This is a genomic window from Halorientalis brevis (genome assembly GCF_042678165.1).
Lineage (GTDB): Archaea > Halobacteriota > Halobacteria > Halobacteriales > Haloarculaceae > Halorientalis > Halorientalis brevis.
The window spans coordinates 664396-681143 of record NZ_JBHUDJ010000003.1; the positions used below are offsets into that span (position 1 = coordinate 664396).

The 16748-nt window shown below is 64.2% G+C and carries 17 protein-coding genes; 9 read left to right on the top strand and 8 right to left on the bottom strand.

Going from position 1 to position 16748, the window contains the following annotated elements; all coding sequences use genetic code 11:
• Positions 1–25 precede the first annotated feature (25 nt).
• Positions 26–1003 (top strand): transcription initiation factor IIB, encoded by a 978-nt coding sequence (locus tag ACFR9U_RS10530; protein ID WP_247373573.1) that lies wholly within the window; start codon positions 26–28, stop codon positions 1001–1003.
• Between the two features lie 36 nt (positions 1004–1039).
• Here ACFR9U_RS10530 and ACFR9U_RS10535 read toward each other — a convergent pair whose 3' ends face one another.
• Complete coding sequence (locus tag ACFR9U_RS10535; RefSeq protein WP_247373562.1) at positions 1040–2794, bottom strand: methyl-accepting chemotaxis protein; 1755 nt, start codon at positions 2792–2794, stop codon at positions 1040–1042.
• 459 nt (positions 2795–3253) lie between these two features.
• On the opposite strand from ACFR9U_RS10535, the gene ACFR9U_RS10540 reads away from it, so the two are divergent.
• Positions 3254–3721 (top strand): NUDIX domain-containing protein, encoded by a 468-nt coding sequence (locus ACFR9U_RS10540; protein WP_247373560.1) that lies wholly within the window; start codon positions 3254–3256, stop codon positions 3719–3721.
• An 8-nt stretch (positions 3722–3729) separates the two neighbouring features.
• On the opposite strand, the gene ACFR9U_RS10545 is transcribed toward ACFR9U_RS10540, so the two are convergent.
• The gene (locus ACFR9U_RS10545) at positions 3730–4851 is read right to left on the bottom strand and encodes an asparagine synthase C-terminal domain-containing protein (RefSeq protein WP_247373558.1); all 1122 of its coding nucleotides are present in this window, start codon (positions 4849–4851) and stop codon (positions 3730–3732) included.
• Complete coding sequence (locus ACFR9U_RS10550) at positions 4848–5531, bottom strand: PHP domain-containing protein (RefSeq protein ID WP_247373556.1); 684 nt, start codon at positions 5529–5531, stop codon at positions 4848–4850. Before ACFR9U_RS10550 ends, ACFR9U_RS10545 begins: the two co-directional genes overlap by 4 nt.
• A gap of 213 nt (positions 5532–5744) precedes the next feature.
• On the opposite strand from ACFR9U_RS10550, the gene ACFR9U_RS10555 reads away from it, so the two are divergent.
• The 4 genes from ACFR9U_RS10555 to ACFR9U_RS10570 all read left to right on the top strand — a co-directional run bounded on the left by ACFR9U_RS10555 (position 5745) and on the right by ACFR9U_RS10570 (position 7967).
• A complete protein-coding gene (locus ACFR9U_RS10555) occupies positions 5745–6122 on the top strand; it encodes a transcriptional regulator (protein ID WP_247373554.1) in 378 nt (125 codons plus the stop codon).
• Positions 6119–6433 carry a DUF7521 family protein gene (locus ACFR9U_RS10560; protein ID WP_247373552.1) on the top strand — a complete coding sequence of 105 codons (315 nt, stop codon included), beginning with the start codon at positions 6119–6121 and terminating at the stop codon, positions 6431–6433. The genes ACFR9U_RS10555 and ACFR9U_RS10560 overlap by 4 nt, the downstream gene beginning before the upstream one ends.
• Positions 6434–6653: 220 nt before the next feature.
• Entirely contained in the window at positions 6654–7088 is a 435-nt protein-coding gene (locus ACFR9U_RS10565) for a universal stress protein (RefSeq protein WP_247373550.1), read from the top strand.
• 198 nt (positions 7089–7286) lie between these two features.
• Positions 7287–7967 carry a halocyanin domain-containing protein gene (locus ACFR9U_RS10570; protein ID WP_247373548.1) on the top strand — a complete coding sequence of 227 codons (681 nt, stop codon included), beginning with the start codon at positions 7287–7289 and terminating at the stop codon, positions 7965–7967.
• A gap of 97 nt (positions 7968–8064) precedes the next feature.
• Here ACFR9U_RS10570 and ACFR9U_RS10575 read toward each other — a convergent pair whose 3' ends face one another.
• Positions 8065–9003: a ferritin family protein gene (locus tag ACFR9U_RS10575; protein WP_247373546.1), complete on the bottom strand. Its 939-nt coding sequence runs from the start codon at positions 9001–9003 to the stop codon at positions 8065–8067.
• A 153-nt stretch (positions 9004–9156) separates the two neighbouring features.
• Between ACFR9U_RS10575 and ACFR9U_RS10580 the strand changes: the two genes are divergently transcribed.
• Complete coding sequence (locus tag ACFR9U_RS10580) at positions 9157–11481, top strand: DEAD/DEAH box helicase (RefSeq protein ID WP_247373543.1); 2325 nt, start codon at positions 9157–9159, stop codon at positions 11479–11481.
• Positions 11482–11490: 9 nt separating this feature from the next.
• Here ACFR9U_RS10580 and ACFR9U_RS10585 read toward each other — a convergent pair whose 3' ends face one another.
• Both ACFR9U_RS10585 and ACFR9U_RS10590 read right to left on the bottom strand, forming a co-directional pair.
• Entirely contained in the window at positions 11491–12711 is a 1221-nt protein-coding gene (locus ACFR9U_RS10585) for a TIGR04347 family pseudo-SAM/SPASM protein (protein WP_247373541.1), read from the bottom strand.
• On the bottom strand, positions 12708–12947 hold the full coding sequence (locus ACFR9U_RS10590; RefSeq protein WP_247373539.1) for an Htur_1727 family rSAM-partnered candidate RiPP: 240 nt from the start codon (positions 12945–12947) through the stop codon (positions 12708–12710). Before ACFR9U_RS10590 ends, ACFR9U_RS10585 begins: the two co-directional genes overlap by 4 nt.
• A 114-nt stretch (positions 12948–13061) precedes the next feature.
• Between ACFR9U_RS10590 and ACFR9U_RS10595 the strand changes: the two genes are divergently transcribed.
• Positions 13062–13559, top strand: coding sequence for a halocyanin domain-containing protein (locus ACFR9U_RS10595; RefSeq protein WP_247373536.1), 498 nt, complete (start codon positions 13062–13064; stop codon positions 13557–13559).
• 202 nt (positions 13560–13761) lie between these two features.
• Positions 13762–14028 (top strand): DUF7520 family protein, encoded by a 267-nt coding sequence (locus tag ACFR9U_RS10600; protein WP_247373534.1) that lies wholly within the window; start codon positions 13762–13764, stop codon positions 14026–14028.
• 6 nt (positions 14029–14034) lie between these two features.
• Here the strand turns inward: ACFR9U_RS10600 and ACFR9U_RS10605 are convergent, their stop codons facing one another.
• On the bottom strand, positions 14035–15654 hold the full coding sequence (locus ACFR9U_RS10605; protein ID WP_247373532.1) for a long-chain-fatty-acid--CoA ligase: 1620 nt from the start codon (positions 15652–15654) through the stop codon (positions 14035–14037).
• Positions 15655–15722: 68 nt separating this feature from the next.
• Positions 15723–16742 (bottom strand): metallophosphoesterase, encoded by a 1020-nt coding sequence (locus tag ACFR9U_RS10610; protein WP_247373530.1) that lies wholly within the window; start codon positions 16740–16742, stop codon positions 15723–15725.
• Positions 16743–16748 lie beyond the last annotated feature (6 nt).

Genomic DNA, 16748 nt, shown 5'->3' on the forward strand with positions numbered 1-16748 from the left:
GCACCAGTGCCCGCCGATTCAACCAATGACTGACACCACCATCAGAGAGTACACGGGCGAACGCGCGAGCGAGAGCCAGGACGAGGAACCCATCGAGCAGGAGGACGAAACGCTCGTCTGTCCGGAGTGCGGTGGGTCGTTAGCCACGGATTCGGAACGCGGTGAGACGGTCTGTGAGGAGTGTGGCCTGGTCGTCTCGGAAGACGAGATCGATCCCGGGCCGGAGTGGCGCGCGTTCAACGCCAACGAGAAAGACGAGAAGAGTCGGGTGGGAGCGCCGACGACGAACATGATGCACGATAAGGGGCTCTCGACCAACATCGGCTGGCAGGACAAGGACGCGTACGGCAACTCACTGTCGTCGCGACAGCGCGAGAAGATGCAGCGACTGCGCACGTGGAACGAGCGCTTCCGGACACGCGACTCCAAGGAGCGCAACCTGAAACAGGCCCTCGGCGAGATCGACCGCATGGCCTCGGCACTGGGGCTGCCAGAGAGCGTCCGGGAAACCGCGAGCGTCATCTACCGCCGCGCCCTCGACGAGGATCTGCTGCCGGGCCGGTCCATCGAAGGCGTCGCCACCGCGTCCCTGTACGCCGCTGCCCGACAGGCCGGGACGCCCCGCAGTCTCGACGAGATCGAGGGCGTCTCTCGCGTCGAGAAAGACGAGATCGCCCGCACCTATCGGTACGTCATTCGGGAGCTAAACCTGGAGATACAGCCCGCTGACCCGGAGAGCTACGTCCCGCGCTTTGCCTCCGAACTGAACCTCTCGGACGAGGTCGAGCGGCGGGCGCGTGACCTCCTCCAGACCGCAAAACAGGAAGGCGTCCACAGCGGGAAGAGCCCCGTCGGACTCGCTGCCGCCGCAGTGTACGCGGCCTCGCTGCTGGCCAACGAGAAGGTCACGCAGTCGGAGGTCAGCGACGTCGCTTCCATCAGCGAGGTCACGATCCGCAACCGCTACCACGAGTTGCTCGACGCAGAAGGACAGATGCTGTAACGCGGTCGAGACTGGTTTTCCGGGGCGGATCGCTCGCTACTGTTCGCGGAGTCGCTCCACGTCGGTCTCGATGCTGTGGACCTGTTCGACCTGTTTCTCGTTTAGGTCTGCGACCTCGATCGCGCGGTCGGAGATGCTGTCGGCTTTCCGCACGGCGTCGTCGACCATGCCCGCGACCTGCTCGGTGCTGTGGGCCTGTTCGTCAGTCGCGGCGGCGACTTCGTCGATCCCGTTCGAGGTTTCACGCACTGCGGTGACGATGTCTTCGAGGTTCCCCATCGACTCTTCGACCATCTCCCGACCCATGTCCACCTGCTCGTTGGCGTCTTGCAGGCTGGCGACGGTCTCTTCGGTGTCTTCGCTGATGGTCGAGACGACGGACTCGATCTCGCTTGCGTGCTGCTGTGACTCCTCGGCCAGCGATTTGACTTCGTTGGCGACGACGGCGAAGCCTTCCCCGGCCTCACCGGCGCGCGCGGCTTCGATGGAGGCGTTGAGCGCCAGGATGTTCGTTTGCTCGGCGATGTCGTTGATGACGTCGACGATATCGTCGATCTCCGCGACCGCTTCTCGGAGGCGGTTCACGTCGCTCGTGACGTCGGCGGCAGCCGAATCGATGTTTTCCATCACGTCGATCGCGTCTTCGGCCGAGTCGCGGCCCTCCTCGGCGAGTCGTTCGGCCTGCTCGCTCGACGCGTTGACCTCTTCGGCGGAGGACGCGATCTCCTCGACCGTCGCGGAGAGGTTCGAGACCTCTGCCGAGATGTCTTGCATACTCGCGTGTTGCTCTTCGACCAGCGCCGTGATCTCCTGAGAGTCGCTGCTCACTTCCTCGGAACTGTCGAGCAGGTCGTTCACGGACGTCTGGACGCCGTCGGCGACCGAGCGGCGGCGCTGCATCTCCTCGATCATGTGCTCTGCCGTCTGGTCCAGGTCGTCGACGATCTTGCCGAAGATGCCCGGCAGCGAGTCGACGTCGCGGTCGGTGTCGAGGCGCGCGTCCCGGAGGTCGTCCGTGATCTGATCGAGTTGCTCCATGGCCTCGTCGACGACCGCGATCATCTCGTTGAGCGACTCGCCCATGTCCTCGTAGTACCACTCCAGGTCCGTGGTGTCGACTTCTGTGTCGAGGGACCCGCTGGACACGTCGTCGACGACGTCGTTGAACTGCTCGGTCACGGACTTCATGTCCGAGAGGTCGATGAAGCTCTCGGAGATCGCGACCACGTCGCCCGCGTCGTTTTTGATCGCGGTGGCGACGAGTTTGGTCGGAACGGTCCGCCCGTCGTAGGTGTCTTTCTCCACTTCCACTTCGATCCGGTCGGTTTCACCGGCCATGAGTCGCTTGAGGGTGCAGTTGTCCGTCCCGCAGACGTCGTCGTTGCACATCGCACCGTAGCAGGGCACCTCCTCGAGCCTGTCGTCGTCGACGCCCGACAACTCGTCCATCATGTCGTTTTGCATGATGACGTTGAACTCCGGGCCGATGATCCGCATCGCCGTCCCCGAGGCGTTGAGTACCTGCTCCAGGTTGGCCCGAACGGTGCCTTCGACTTCGCCTGTCGTGAACTCTGTGGGTGCGTCGATTTCCTGGTAGTAGTCCTCGTCGTGATCGAGCGACGGGCTGGGTGCCGCCTCGTCCGCAGAGACGACCGCGCCCCCATCGCTCGCAACTGCCGACGCTGGCGATTCCTCGTCCGCTGCTCGAACAGGGTCGGTCTGTCCCGTCCTCTCCGAGTCTATCTCTCGTTCGTTAGTGCCGGTAAATCGACGCAGTAATGATGAGATCATTGCGTGGTACTCTCTCGTTACCGGGACTTTGCCACACCCCATAAAAACTCTATACTCCTATTTTCATATTTTGAGAACAATATTTCTGACACTCGGTGTGAATAGCCAATTTGCCCACAAATATTTCTGTTACTTATATTGACAGTAGGGCTCGAATACATATATTGGGCGCTGTCTGGGCTAAGCCGTCGATTTTCATCGAACTGGTCGCGATTGCTGTGCACCCAGACGATCGGTGAACGAGATCGGAATCTCCGATAACGAGTAACTTCACAATTATTTATACCTATACGACATTTATAGTGCAGTGTTCGCGGAGATGATTGGTCGGAAGGAATCCGCCGTCGGTCCGATGGCTTGCTGCCGCTCCTCTTCGCCTCGGCCGTTTTCGCCGTCGGTTCCGGTCTCTCTCTGGGAGAATCCACCGTCTACAAACCGAACGAGCGCTTCGCGACTCACATGGAGACGACGCGTCACTACACCGCGACTGTCTACATCGTGGCTGACGGAGCGACGGCCCTCCACGAACACGAGCGTCTCGGAATCCGCATTCCACCGGGCGGACACGTCCACCGTGACGAACTACCCCACGAGGCCGCCGTTCGGGAGGTCCGCGAGGAGACCGGGCACGATCCGGACCTCGTGGCCGACGACCCAGGAATTCGCACCGACACCGGTCGCTCACTCCCGCAGCCGCGCTATCAGATGCTGTACGACATCGACGTCTGCGACGGCGAGGTGGCACACCAGCACGTCGATCACGTCTACTTCGCGCGCGTGGACAGCAGGGACGTCGATCCCGCTGCCGGCGAGGAAGGCCCCGAGGTCTGGGACTGGAACACGCCCGCGGACCTTCGGGCAACGAGCGTGGACGAGGACGTGGCGCAGATCGGCACGGAAGCGATCGAGACCGTCTCTGACGCCTGAAAACAGCGTTACGCGAGCAACGATTCGACGTACTTCGTCACGTGGTCGTCCATCCTGCGTTTGAACCCGTTCTGTCTGGCTAGCCGGTCGAGTTCGCGAGCGATCAGACTCCCGTACTGGACGGCTTTCTTGTCTCGAGTCGCGATCTCGTCGGGCAGCCACTCGCTGGCCGCGCGCCGGAGCGCGTGCTTGCGCACCCCGTCGTCACCGGGCTCGGTGACGAGCATGTGACCGGGCAACTGGAGTGCGGCTTCGACGACCCGGTCGTGGAGCAGCGGCGCGACGGGTTCGACGCCTGCGGCACGGAGCGTCAACACGTCCCGTTCGAGTTGGTCGGGGAGGGACTGAATCACTTCTCGCGTGGCGCCCCGGACCGTGTCGGCGTCGACCCGGGGATCAGTGGGCGCCTTGGCGACTTTCGCGTAGCCGCCGAACAGTTCGTCAGCGCCCTGTCCCACTGCGAGCCGGTCGTAGCCGTCGTCGGCGACCCGCTCGGCGACCAGGTACAGCGGGAGCGCGATCTGGACGTCCATCGCGTTCGTCCGACCGATTGCGGTCGCGACTTCCGGCACGGCCCGGACGACGTCGTCGTGCGTGACCTCGACGACGCGAACGTCTCGGTCGAGCGACGCCGCAGCCGACTGCGCCGCCTCGACGTCGTGACTGTCGGGGAATCCAACCACGTACAGCGGGGCGTCCAGCCGCGCGGCCAGGAGCGCGGAGTCGACGCCACCGGAGAACGCGATCGCAAGCGAGTCCGCGACCACCTCGTCCAGACTCGCGTCGATAGACGCACGAACCGTCGCGACGGCCGCCTCGTCGTCCTCGATGGTCGGCACGTCGGGGAGCGACCAGACGCGCTGGTCTCCCTCAGCAGTCCTACCATGCCCTGCCGGTACCGATTCCGGCTGGTCCAGTTCGGTCGGATCGAAACTCCACGTCGTCGGATCGTCGCGCTCGGTGAAACAGGGGTATCGACCCAAAACGTCTCTGACGAGTCGATCGTCGACCGCGCCGGCGAAGCCCCGGGTGCCTGACAACGGGTCGCCCGACTCGATGGCAGCTCGGACGCAGTCGACGGACGCCCCGTCGAGACTCGACTCATTGCCGTCGGAAGCCCTGCCGGTCATAGGAAACTGTAGAATCGGTTCTTCACGCGGCGCTTGACGCCGCCGGCGGCCTGTCGGAAACTGATCCGCCACGGCGTTCGACGACCCTCAACCGTGGTCCGACCGTCGCGGATGGCGTCGAGGATGGCGTCGACGCTACGTTCGGCGGCGTCGATGCGAGTGACCGCCTGGCCGACCATCTCGCTGATGTGGGCGTCGCTCCCGGCCGTCATCGGCATTTCGCGGAGCTTGGCGAATCGTTCCGCCTGCCGGTTCGCTCGTCCGGTCAGCAGCCGGGAGTTGTACACCTCGATGGCGTCGGCCGCAGTCAGGTCGTCACGCGAGATGTGGGCCAGCACGCCGCTGCGTGACTCCTGGAACGGGTGTGGAACGACGGCGATGCCGCCGAGATCGCGGACGCGGCCGAGCGTCTCTCCGAACGAGAGGCCCGACGGAACTGCTTCGGTCACGCCGAGTGCGAGGACGTGGCCGGCAGCCGTCGACACCTCCAGCCCCGGAATGGCGATGAGGCCGTACTCCGGGGCACGCTCGGCGGCCTCTAGGCTCGCGTCGATCTCGTCGTGATCCGTGACGGCGATGGCGTCCAGGCCGACCGCTTCTGCCTGCCCGAGCAGAAGGTCGACGGGATCGCGGCCGTCGTACGAAAGCGACGAGTGACAGTGCAACTCGGCGGCGAGCACACCTGAGCGTATGGGGCGTCTGCTCAAAAGCGAACCGGTCCTGACCAGTCAGACGTAATGACATGTGCTATCGTGAGACACGAAACGTAGTGGGCTGCTCAGTAGTGATTGTGGTGTTACATATCCGTGTAGCGGCTACCCACGGGCGGGCTGGCGGTTGTGTGGCAGGTATGTCGGAGCGGTTATATGGCTTCGTCCGCCAACCTCCGTTACATGGTCCGTGATCCGTTCGCGGACGAGGAAGGACCCGACCTGCAGGACGTTCTGGACGCCCTTGACGATCCGAAGTGTCGCGTCATCGTCCGGAACCTGGAGGAACCCATGACAGCAGAGGAAATCGCCGAAACCTGTGACGTGCCGCTCTCGACGACCTACCGAAAGTTGGACATGCTGACGGAAGCTTCGTTGCTCCGCGAGGGGATGGAGATCCGTCCGGATGGTCAACACGCTAGTAAGTACGAGGTCGATTTCGAGGAAGTCGTCGTCGGACTCTCGGAAGACCGAGACTTCGACGTCGGCATCAGCCGCGTGCCCAGAACAGCGGACGAACGGCTACAGGACCTCTGGTCGGAGGTGCGCAAAGAAACGTGACCGGAATCGTCCCACTCATCCACGTCCCGTCAGTGATCGTTGCCCTCAAGACAATCACCCTGTTCCTCGGGGGCCTGATAGCGTTCTTCTCGTTCAAGGCCTACCGTCGGACCGGGGCGAAACCGCTGCAGTTGCTAGCCGTCGGCTTCACCCTCGTCACGCTCGGATCACTCATCGCAGGTGCGCTCGACCTCGCAGGAACGGCCAACATCGGGCCAGTAATCGACCGCGGATACGCGATCGTCGTCGAAGCCGCCCTCACGGCGCTGGGCTTCGCGGTGATCGTCTACTCGCTGTACGCTCAGCAGTAAGCGGCGCGACGGTTCGATGCTGCGTTTCTGAGTTGCTTTCTCCCGTCAGGTGGCCGGCCCGGCGTTGTGAGCTTCGGAGCACCGGTGTCGATTCGGTTCGGCATTGCTCTCGGGAACTTCCATTCTTCGCTCGCGTGTGCGAATCGGGACACTGGCACTGAGTTTTCAGACGCCGAGAACGAACTACGAAGTTATGTGGGGGGCCCGACTATCTTCAGGTATGAGCGAACACGTACTCGTTCCGATGGACGAATCGCCGCTGTCAGCGAAAGCGCTCGAACACGCACTCGAGAAACACGAGGACGCCGAGTTCACCGTGATCCACGTGCTGGACTTCGTCGACGCGGGTTACGGAGCTCCGATGGAGTCGACTCTGCCCGGGTACTGGGAGGAGTGGTACGAAAGCGCCAAGGAAGAGGCCGAGACGCTGTTCGACGACGCCCAGGACGCGGCCGACGACTACGACGTCACGCTGGACTCCGAGGCTGTCGTCGGCCAGCCGGGACGCAGCATCGTCGAGTTCGCCGACGAAAACGACGTCGACCACATCGTCATGGGGAGCCACGGTCGGAAAGGACTCTCCCGACTCATCCTCGGCAGCGTCGCCGAGAACGTCGTCCGCCGCGCTCACTGTCCCGTCACCATCGTTCGGTGAGGGGGACCGACTGAGCGGTTTTCTTTGGTACTGGTTCCCACTCCCCGAGACGTTTAGGCGGGCTTTTAACTATCGGTGAAAATCGTCGCATATGGAGCGGCGTGGAGACGTCCGGCCCCCGCAGACGCCGCACTGGGACGGACGGCAGGGCAGCGACGAGACGCGCCACGGAGTGCGGCGGAGTTCGGAGTGACAGACATGAGCACGAACGACAACACCGGTGCATCCACGCAGAGCCGTCGCGGGTTCCTTCGGGCGACGGCCACTGGCGCCGCAGCCGCGGGGCTGGGCGCGAGTGCAACCGGCACGGCAGCAGCACAGGACGGTAGCAAATTCGGCGGCTATCTCGCGGAAGCGAACAACTACGACGGCACGGTCGTCGACGAGACGGGCAAAAGCGAAGTGACCGTCGAGGTCGGCGCCGCAGACACCGGGCTCGCGTTCGGGCCCGCAGCCGTCAAAGTCGATCCCGGCACGAAGATCGTCTGGGAGTGGACCGGTGACGGTGGCTCGCACAACGTCGTCGCCGAGGACGGCAGCTTCGACTCGGGCTCGGCCGTCTCTCAGGCTGGCACGACGTTCGAACAGACCTTCGAGGAGGAAGGCGTCGTCCAGTACTTCTGCGAACCGCACAAGATCTCGGGCATGAAAGGCGTGATCGTCGTCGGAGACGTCGACACGTCCGGCGGTGGCGGCGAAGGCGGCGAACACGGCGGCGGCATCGTCTTCACGCCGGAACTGCAGGCGATGGGCGCTGCACTCGCGCTGGGTATCCTGTCGCCGATCGTGTTCGCGGTGCTGCTCGCGCTCAACCGCGACAAACTCGGCGGGACCGAGCAGTCCGGCCGCGCGGACCGCGACCTCAAGCGGATCGAATAGGCCCGTCGATCGAAACGATTGACCCCCGACCGTCGCCGTTGACGGGCAGTGTTTTTCCCCTCCCACGTCCCCGTGACGCAGGAAGCGGACAGCGCGTTCAGTCCGCAGCAGCGGTGCCGTCGGTGTCGAGACTCACGAGCTCGTCCACGTCCGGGATCACCGCGTCTTCGTCGGTGATGATGTCGATGCGTCGGGTCAGCTTGTCGCGCGCGTACGTGACGAGCGGGACCGCGTTGACTGCCTCCTCGAAGTCGTTCACCGTGTTCGCGACGTGGGGCATGAGTTCCTGCAGGGTGTCCTGGACGACCTGCTCGTCGACCTCGCCGCTCTGGACGTAGCGGCGGACTTTCTGCATGCCGAAGCCGACGTGACGGCCCTCGTCGCTGCGGATCTTGCTGATGCCCTCGACCAGCCCTTCGAGGTGCGGGAACTCGCGAATCGCCACCTCGTCGGATCCCTTCGAACTGAACGCCGACGTGATGCCGTAATAGCCTGTCTGGGCGAGCACTGATTCCACCGTCAGGTGGTAGTGACAGTACGCCTTGGCGCGGTTTTCCGGCGTGTCCTCTTCGAGGAGTAGCTCCATCGCGGCCTCGGTGTCGTCGAACAGTTGGATGTAGCCGTCAGGATAGTATCGCTGATCGGTCGGGTTCGTCACCTCGAACCCGTGGTGTTCGGCGACGGGGTTGATGACGTCCCGCCAGTAGCGGTCGAAAAACTGCGTGTGTTTGGCCTCCTCGTAGATCTGGCTGGAGACGAACATCTGGTCGTTGATGTCCTCCAGCACGAGCCCCAGGGGCATCAGGTCCTCCGTCACCGCCTCTTCGCCCGCGCCGAACCGAGCGAGCGTCTGCCGGAGTTCCTCGTACTCGGCCTCGGTCAGATCGTCCTCGTCCATCAGTTTCTGTTTGTCCTCTTCGAGTCCCTCGATCGCGTACGGGTCCCAGTGACGATACACTGCGTTCTCGAAGTACCCCTGTGCGAACGAATCGCGGTCAAGCCGCATCTCGCGGCTGGTGTCCTCTACCTGCGTCATGGTACACCACACCGTAGGGTGGGGACTGCCCTATAAATACCGCCGAACAATTCGGGTAATTTAAATGGTGGCTACTGCGAACGCAATTTTCGGGCCGACGAGCGGTGTCTCGTCGGGCGCAACGGTGAAGACGCCGTGTCCGCAAGACGGCGTGTGGACGAGACAATCGAGTGGCTCCGCGGGCGGCCGTACTACGAGGGGCAGGTTCACCACCACGAGGTCGTCCCCGGTCGCGACGCCAGTTTCGCCGACGTTGATCTCGACTCTCGGCTCGGGAGCACGCTCCGTGACCGCGGCATCGAGCGTCTCTACAGTCATCAGGCGGCTGCCATCGACGCCGTCCGCGGCGGTCGGAACGTCGTCCTCGCCACCGAGACGGCCAGCGGGAAGAGCCTGGCATACACGGTCCCCGCGTTCGAGCGCGCACTCGACCACACTGGCTGTACCCTCTATATTGCGCCCCAGGTCGCGCTCATCAACGACCAGACCGACACCCTCCAGAACCTCGCCCGTGGCCTCGGGTTCGGGAGTCGCGTCACGGTCGACCAGTACACCGGCCGGCAGTCGAAAACCGAGAAACGCCAGGTGCGCGACCGCCAGCCGACCGTCCTGTTGACGACGCCGGACATGCTCCACTACGGGATTCTCCCGCACTCGCACCGGCTCTGGGACTGGTTCTTCGAGCGCCTGGAGACGGTCGTCGTCGACGAAGTTCACGAGTACCGCGGCGTGTTCGGCAGCCAGGTGTCGCTCGTGCTCCGTCGTCTCAATCGCGTCTGCGAGCGGTTCGAAGCGGATCCGGAGTACGTCTGTTGTTCGGCGACCATCGGCAATCCCGTCGAGCACGCGGCGACCGTCACCGGGCGGCCCGCGGCCTCGTTCGCGGCGGTCACCGAAGATCGGAGCGCGACGGGACCGACCCACTGGCTGCTGTGGAACCCGCCGGAGTATGCCGACGGCGGGGGCTGGGGGAGCGGTCGCCGGAAGTCCAGCCACACCGAGACCAAGCGGCTGTTCGTCGACCTGGTGAGTCGTGGTTTCCAGACCGTGGTCTTCACCAGTTCGCGCCAGACCGCAGAGCGTTACGCCACCGACAGCGCTACTGAACTGCGCCGACGCGGTGAGCGCGACGCGGCCGAGAGCGTCACTGCGTACCAGGCGGCGCTGACCAGCGACCGACGGGAGACGGTCGAACAGGGGCTGTCCACCGGCGAGATTCGCGGCGTCTGGAGCACGAACGCACTGGAACTCGGCGTCGACATCGGCGGGCTCGACGCGGTTCTGCTGGACGGCTACCCGGGCACGCGAATGGCCGCCCACCAGCAGGCAGGGCGGGCCGGTCGCGGGACCGATCCGAGCCTCGTCGTCATGGTCGGCGGCGAGGACCAGCTCGACCAGTACTTCATGGCCAATCCCGACGAGTTCTTCGAGGGCGAGGCGGAACGCGCCATCTCGAACCCCGAAAATCAGACGCTCATGCCTGGACACGTCCTGTCCGCTGCTCGGGAGACGTGGCTGAAACCCGACGACGACCGCCACTTCGGCCCGACGTTTCCGGAACTCGTGGGCGACCTCACCGAGTCGGGCGAGCTCGATCGACGGGAGACCGACGCCGGCATCCGCTGGCTGTACGACGGCGACGGCAGCCCCCAACACGAGATGAATCTCCGGACCATCGACGACCGGCAGGTCCAACTGCGGGACCGCGCGAACGGCGAGACGATCGCGAAACTCCCTTTCGGCGACGCGCTGCGGGACGCCCATCCGGGCGCGATCTACCACCACCAGGGCCAGAGTTACGAGGTGACCGACCTCGACCTGGACCACCGGATCGCCGACCTCTCGCGGACGCGCGCGGAGTACTACACCCAGGTCCTTCACGACAAGACGATCACCGTCGAGTCCGACCTCGAGGAGCGACCGATGCCCGGCCGCGAGGACAGCACCCTCCGGTTCGCGGACGTGACGATGCGCAAGCAGATCACCGGGTACGAACGTCGCGACATCGCGTCCGGCGAGCCGGTCGGGCAGTTCTCCCTCGACCTTCCGGAGACCACGCTGGAGACCAAAGCCCTGTACTTCACCGTCCCCGGCCCGGTCGAGATGGAGATGCGGGCACGCGACGGCGACTTCGACGGCGGCATCCACGCGGCCGAACACGCGATGATTTCGATGATGCCCGTGGAGTTGCTCTGTGACCGGCGAGACATCGGCGGGCTCTCGACGCCCCTCCATCCCCACACCGAGAAATCGACGATTTTCATCTACGACGGCTATCCGGGCGGCGTCGGGTTGACCGACCGCGCCTACCGTGACGTTAGTTCCCTCGTAGGAACCACTCGGAAGATGGTCGCGTCTTGCCCCTGTGCCGACGGCTGTCCGGCCTGCGTGCAGTCGCCCCACTGCGGCAACGCGAACGATCCGCTGGACAAGGAGTTGGCGCTCGTGTTGCTCGACGCGCTCGAGGGCGAGAACTGAGCGGTCCCGTCAGTCCGCGGGCTCGGGACCGGTGTCGACGACGGGGTTCGAGCCGGTGACCTCGCCATCGGTGAGATAACACTGCGGGTCCGGCGCGAAGGGGTCGTCGTGGACCGAGAGCGCCCGGAGTCGCGACCCACCGCGACAGATGGACTGGTACTGGCAGTCCGCACACTTTCCGGTGAGGTGGTCCTCGCGGTTCCGGAGTGCGCGGAGAAGCGGGTTCGAGTCGTCCTCCCAGATGGACGAGAACGGGCGGTCGCGGACGTTCCCGAGCGAGTAGCCCTGCCAGAACTGGGTGAGGTGGACGTTGCCCTGGTAGTCGATGTCGGCGACGCGCTCGCCGGTCGGGTCGCCACCGTTGGCCTCGAGGTAGCGATACACGCGCTCGGCCGTGTCGTGGCCGAGGTGTTCGCGGGCGTACTCGACCATGTACGCCGCGTCGGCGTAGTTGCCGACCAGCAGCGTCTCGATCTCTTCGCCCCGGTCGTGGTACTCGCGGGTCATGTCACACACCGTCTCGACAGCCTCGCGGCGTTCCTCGGGTGTGAGGTCGACGTCCATGATCTCGTTGCCGCGGCCGCCGTAATCGAGGTGGTAGAAACAGAACCGGTCGAGCCCCTCGTCGTACAGCATCGAGACGATGTCTTCGAGGTCGGGGGCGTTGTGTTTCGTGATCGTGTACCGGAGTCCGGTCTTGAGTCCCACGTCGAGACAGGCGTTGATTCCCCGGAGGGCGGCGTCGAAAGCGCCCTCCTTGCCGCGGAACTCGTCGTTCGCTTCCGGGAGGCCGTCCACGGAGATGCCGGCGTACTTCAGACCCGCGTCCTTGAGGGCCTGAGCGCGTTCCTCGGTGATAAGCGTCCCGTTGGTCGAGAGAACTGCGCGAATCCCCTGGTCGGTCGCATAGGCGATCAACTCCTCTAAGTCCTCGCGAACCAGGGGTTCCCCGCCCGAGAAGAGCACGACGGGGATGCCGTAGTCGGCGAGATCGTCGAGGAGTCGCTTCCCCTCTTCCGTCGAGAGTTCGCCCGGCGCACACTCCGTGTCGGCGGCGGCGTAACAGTGGTCGCAGTAGAGGTTGCACTGCTTGGTGAGGTTCCAGACGACGACCGGTCGTTGCTGCTTGCGCTCGGTGATCTGCGGTTTCTTCGACTCCTCGGCGGCGTCGTATCGGAGGCCGTCCCCCTCGGCGTCCAGGTCACAGAGCAGTTTGCTGACCGAAATCATTGGTCCGTCTCCGTGGTCGAGAACCGCTCTACCTCGTCGGCGGGACAGAGCCACACGTCGGTGACGCTCCACCCCAACAACTGCGTGGCCTGGTCGCGGGCCACGTCGGCTGTGGGTGCAGAGACACTGCCGGCGTGTCTCGGCGGGCCGTCGTCGTCACGCACGAACACTTCCCATTCGCGGCCTGTGGTCGCTCGGACATTACTGGGTCCGGTCGAGTGGGCACGCTCTGCCATGCGAATATGTTCGAAAACGCACTATATACCCCTCACTACGATTCCCATTCTCTGGGAACGGAACCGGTGAATTTACAACTGGCACGTTCTGAGACACAATGAGGTGACCAAGTGATGGATAGACGGAATTTCGTACGCGGTGTTGGTGTTCTGACAATCACCGGCGGACTGGCCGGGTGCTCGGAGGGTAGTAATTCAGGCGACTCGAACAACGGTGATACCACGACCGAGGGTGGCAGCGCCGAGATGGTGTCGGCACCGAGCGAGGTGTCGAGCTACCTCGACGGGGCGATCGGATTCGACGGCGACATGGCGGATCACACCGGCAAGGACTCCGTCGAGGTTCAGGTCGGTGTCGGCCAGGGCGGCCTCGGCTTCGGTCCCGCCGCGATCAAGGTCTCGCCCGGGACGACCGTGACCTGGGTCTGGACCGGTGACGGTGGCGCACACAACGTCGTTGCCGAAAGCGAAGCGTTCGACTCCGGCACCTCCGAAGCGGGCGCCGGGGTGACCTTCGAACACACGTTCGAGGAATCCGGAACGGAGACGTACTACTGCAACCCTCACAAGGTCTCCGGCATGAAAGGCGCCGTCGTCGTCGCGTCGGAATAAGGGCGTTCTCGACGATTCGTCACGGCGTTCTTTTTTACGTGTTGTCGCCGTGTGCAGCGCGTTAGCTCAGTACCAGGACGAAACCCGTCAGGAACATCAGTACAGCGATGCCGGCGAGGACGAGGAGCAGGAGGTCCTTTTCGGACATTACTCGTGGGTAGGAAGTGAAACGGTTAATCACCTTCGTCTCCAATCTGGAGCAATGACAGATGCCGACACGACGAGCGGAAGCCGGGTGGTCCTCACTGTTTTCACGGTCGTCGTCCTCATCGCTGGCGTGATGGGCACGATTCTGGGTGCGATCAGACCCGAGGATCTGGACCCGGAGCTGTTCGGGATCATCCAGCTTCCGCCGACGCCCCTGGGAACCGCTCTCTTCGGAATGATAACCGTCGGGGTCGGGCTCGGTGCCCTGATCGGCGCGGTCGTCTACATCTCCAATCGCTACGACGCCGACGCCGTCGAGTGAGCCAGGTTATCCCTGGCCGACCATCTGGTCTTCGTCTTCCCACTCCTGTTCGCGGAGTTCGTACTTCTGGACTTTCCCGGTCGACGTGGTCGGCAGTTCCTCGACGAACTCGAAGCGGCGCACGACCTTGTAGCCCGCCAGGTTGTCCTCACAGAACTCCTTGAGTTCCTCTTTCGTCACGCCCGGTTCCTCGGGGTCGCCGTTGTCCGGAACGACGAACGCCTTGGGCGTCTCGCCCCACTCCTCGCTCGGCGACGGGATGACTGCAGCGGACCCGACGGCGTCGTGCTCGAACAGCGTGTCCTCCAGTTCGATGCTGGAGATGTTCTCCCCGCCGGAGATGATGATGTCCTTCTTGCGGTCCTGGATGGAAATCATCCCGTTGTCGTCGACGGTGGCGAGGTCGCCCATGTGGTAGTACCCCTCCACGCGGTCGTTGAACGCTTGCTCGGTCTGCTCGGGCTTGTTCCAGTACTTGTCCATCACCTGGTTGCCCCGGACGACGATCTCCCCGATGGTGGCGTCGTCGCGCGGCACGTCGTTGCCGTCCTCGTCGACGACTCTGACCTCGGTGCCGAGGTAGCCCAGCCCCTGGCGCTTCTTGATCTTGAAGCGGGCGCTGGAGTCGTCGTCGAACAGCCGCTTGGCGTCGGAGGTGGTGATGAGCGGCCCGGTCTCGGTCGCGCCGTACACGTGTTTGAGGTACCAGTCGAACTCGTCTTCGACCGTGCGGATGGTCGCCTCCGGCGGGGCGCTCCCCGCCGTGGCGATGCGGACGTCGTTTTCCCCGCTCGTGGGGATGTCGCCGTCGTTCTCGTCGTAGTGGTCGCTCAGCATGTTCAGCACCGTGGGGGCACCGCACATGTACGAGACGTCCTCGTCGACGACGGTGTCGAAGATCCACTCGGCGTCGACCCCGCGGGTACAGACGTGTTTCGCGCCCATGCCGGTGATGGCGTAGATGTGCCCCCAGCCGTTGACGTGGAACATCGGCAGCGTCCACAGGTAGACGTCGTCGTCCGTGATCTCCTGGTGAACGGTGATGAGGTACGCGTGGATCGTCTCCGTGCGGTGGGTGCGACACACGCCCTTCGGGTCGCCGGTCGTCCCGGACGTGTAGTTGATGGTGATGACGTCGCTCTCGTCCATCTCCGGCCGGTCGTAGTCGGTGCCGGCGTCCTCGATGACCTCCTCGAAGGACTCCCAGTCGCCGTCGACGGCGTCGGCGTCGTTCGTGATGAACGTCTCCGTCGGGACCTCGTCTCGGATGGCCTCGATCCGGTCTGCGTACTCGTAATCGGCGAAGATCGCGTCGACTTCGGCGTCAGAGAGAATATATGCGAAGTCGTCCGGCGTCAGTCGGTAGTTCAGCGGCGTGTGGACGGCACCGAGCTGCATGCTCCCGTACGCCGCAGCCAGGTGGTAGTGCGTGTTCGGGTCGAGTACAGCGACGCGGTCTCCCTTCTCGATGCCGCGCTGCTGGAGTGCCGCCGAGAACCTGTCGGCGCGCTCCCCGAGTTCGTCGTAGGTGAACCGTTCGCCGGTCGTCGCCACGACGGCCTCTTCCTCCCCGTAGTACTTCCGGGCACGGTCCAGAAAGTCCGTGACTAGCAGTGGTTTTTCCATCGCACCTCGGACAAACGTGAATGAATAAAAAAGTGGTTTCTGTTTGTTCCCGAGATTTGAGAACTCGGTCAGTTGCCACGTTTCGTCGCCAAGAACACGTCGAACTCGGCGTCAGCGCCACGCTGCCACCGATCGAGCGCTGGCGAATACGTGCTGACTGCCAACCGTCGCCGATCGGGGTCGACGGTGAGCAGTCTGAGCCACCCGTTCCCGCCCCGGCGCTCGGTCTGGTAGTTGACGAACATCTGTGACACTGCGGTTCCGGCCCCGCCGTCGTCGAGTCGACGGCCGGTGTTGCCGGGGACGTGGTGACCGCTGTGGACGTTCACGAGGTTTGCGTGGTTCCGGACCAGTTCCGCCCACAGCTCGACGCCGTTGTGAACGTCGGTCAACCCGTACTGTCGCGGATTGTGATCGTCGTCCCTGTCGACCCTCGTGTCGTCGAAGTAGAGATACGAGTGTGTCGTGAGGAACGCGAGAGCGTCGCTGTGGGCCGAGAGGACGCGGTCGGCCCACTCGACGACTGCCTGTCGGGGTCCGAACTCGACGGTGAGGTACAGCAGGTCTTCGCCGGCGACCCGCTGGCGAAGGTACGCGTTCTCGGGATTCCCGTCGTACGTGCCGTATCCCACGATGGAGTCCGTCCGCGACTCGGCGGTCGCGTATCGCGCCGTCGGCAGTCGCCTCCGGAACGCGGTCGGGGCCCGGATCTCGGCCGCGTCGTGATTGCCCAGTGCGACGAGCGTCGGAATCCCGGCGTCGTCGAGCATCGACACTGCGTCCGTCGCCACGTCCCACTCTGAGTCCTCCGCCGGATTGTCGACGAGGTCCCCGAGATGGAGTACCGCCGCGACGTCGTGTTCGTCCTGGTTGTCGACGATCCACCGCGCCTGTTGCTCGAAGAGACCGTTGTCGAGTCGGGAGTAATGCTGGGTGTCCGGCAGGACGACGATGGAGAACCGTCGCTGGGCAGACTCGGGTGGACGGACGCGACAGCCCGAGAGCGTCGCTCCCAGGGCCAGACTCCCGACTGTCGCGATCGTCCGTCGACGTGTCGGCTTCCTCGGGTCTCTCTCGGTGCGCGTCATCCGTTA